Raw genomic sequence first — 2,060 nt, forward strand, 5'->3', positions numbered from 1 at the left:
GTCCATTGCATGGGCTTCTGCAGGTTGCGCTGAAGCGTCCAGTTCCGAGCACCGACGCGGCTGTGGATATGCCTGCGCTGCCGCATGAGCTCGAGGAAGGCCTCGACATTTCTCTCGGCTATCAGATATTCGACCTTGACCACGATAGGACCGCTTCTCGGCTTCAAATTGAGAGCGACAGCCGGGGCGTCGAATTCCTCCAAAGGATCGGGCTCGGACTCGTGGCGCTCGCGCAAAGGAACCAGCACGCCAGCTGCGGCGACGAGCAGCAGCGCTCCAGCGGAACCCTCCAGCGCCCATGTCAGGGAATGGCTTTGGGAGACCGTGCCCCATACCCGCTGCCGGCCGCGATGCCGCCATCTATCAATGCATAGTAGATCGAAATCGTGCGCCCCACGACCCAGCGCGGGCTCGCCAGCTGCACGCTCACGCCAACCCCGGACCAGGCGGTGACCCAGCCGGCGCCGCCCAAGGCGAGCGCAAGTGCGGCCACCGCAATCGAAGAGGTCAGTGCAAGGGAGAGGGAGCAGGCCGCGCAGGCGACGCACGCGAGTTTCATCTTCTTGCGACAAGCTCCGTCTGAATGTGCCGTTGGAGATGCCGGCGAAGACGGCGCCCGTCCCGAAGCCTGCCATGAGCGTGCCATAGGCGAGCGGTCCGCCTCCCAGATGATCGCGGACAACCAGCGGCAGCAGTGCGAGAATGGCGATGCTTGCCAGGCCAAACAGGGTTCCGCGTGCGATCGCCGCCTTGATTTCCGAAGACATCGCCGTGAAGCGCAGCCCGTCATAGATCGCCGTCCTCATCGACTCGCGCGGGAGAGGCGAAGAGCGAACCTTCCCTTGCAGCGCCATATCGTGCCCAAAGGGACCAGGTAAGTAGTGGCTAAACGCTGGGCGATGCGCAAACACATTTTGTGCGATGCAGCTATGCAGGAACGCCGAGCATCCCTCTCACCTCCAAAATGCCGAGGCGGCCATGCCCAGCGTGCGTCAACTATCTGCATGATCTGGGGTGGCGCAGAGCCATTCCTATCTTGCAGCCGGCTGAGGATCCGCCATTGGCACCCGGTCAGTTCGGGTAGTACCCCGGCGGGCCGAGCCAAATCAGCCGGCCCCTGCCGACGTACCGCTCGGGATAGATATTTCCGTGTGTTCGCGGTCATCCATCCTTAAGCGGCAGACGCCGGACCCTCGGAGTCTCGCCAGTCGGCCGGTCGTCAATCGACCGAAGTGATGGGGCGGGTGCGTCCCTTTCCGGCTGTGGCTGTCGGTAGTTTTGCCATGATGCGTGACGGGGACGGCCGGGCTTGATGGCACCTCACCGTGGCTGCGGTTGCGGTGATCGTGCCGCTAGGGTTCGCCTGTCGTCTGGCCGGGCGGTTTCATAGAAGGGCGCACCACCTGCGTCCTCGATGGGGCTGGTCTGACCGAAGGCCGTCTTCGCTACGCTGCGCCTCGTTCTCAAGCCCGCAACAGCCGGCCGCGACTTTCTTCCCCTGCTGGCTTCGCCATCATTCCGCGCGGAACAAGAAAGCCTCGTCCTGGCTGCCCTTCACTGTCGTTCCGGCCCTAAGGACCACCCCATTGCGCACGCGCAACGGGGACCCCGGTGGGTGCGGGCCGATCGCCTCCGGTCTGTCGACCGCTATCGAGGTCGCGGTGGTCGCGGCCCGAGAAACTCACGGAGACGACATCATGGCTACCATCGGCACTTTCACCTCAAACGGCAACGCCGGCTTTTCCGGCGCCATCAAGACCCTCAACCTCAACGTCAAGGCCAAGCTGATCCGCGTCGAGAACCCTTCCGACAAGGGCCCTCACTTCCGCGTCTACTCGGGTAGCGTCGAACTGGGAGCCGCCTGGCAGAAGGTCTCCAACGAGGGCCGCGACTACCTCTCGGTCAAGCTGGACGACCCGAGCTTCCCCGCGCCGATCTACGCCACCTTGATCGAGGTGGAAGGCGAGGAAGGCCTGCAGCTGATCTGGTCTCGCCCCAACCGGGACTGATCGCCTCGACGAGGGCTCCGCCGCACGGCGGGGCCTTCGGCCGTTCCCAAG

Annotated in this window: 1 protein-coding gene and 1 pseudogene; one reads left to right on the top strand and one right to left on the bottom strand. The window is 64.3% G+C overall.

Going from position 1 to position 2,060, the window contains the following annotated elements; genetic code table 11:
• A pseudogene (locus tag EOA29_RS34270) lies at window positions 1–886 on the bottom strand (MFS transporter); the annotation flags it as partial.
• Between the two features lie 811 nt (window positions 887–1,697).
• Here EOA29_RS34270 and EOA29_RS34280 point away from each other — a divergent pair.
• Complete coding sequence (locus EOA29_RS34280; RefSeq protein WP_125000731.1) at window positions 1,698–2,009, top strand: DUF736 domain-containing protein; 312 nt, start codon at window positions 1,698–1,700, stop codon at window positions 2,007–2,009.
• The last annotated feature ends 51 nt before the right edge of the window (window positions 2,010–2,060 follow it).

The sequence above is a fragment of the Mesorhizobium sp. M1E.F.Ca.ET.063.01.1.1 genome (assembly GCF_003998155.1).
Classification (GTDB): domain Bacteria; phylum Pseudomonadota; class Alphaproteobacteria; order Rhizobiales; family Rhizobiaceae; genus Mesorhizobium.

Coding starts and splice junctions, on each gene's coding strand:
- EOA29_RS34280 (WP_125000731.1), top strand. CDS start 1,698: ATGGCTACCATCGGCACTTTCACCTCAAACGGCAACGCCGGCTTTTCC.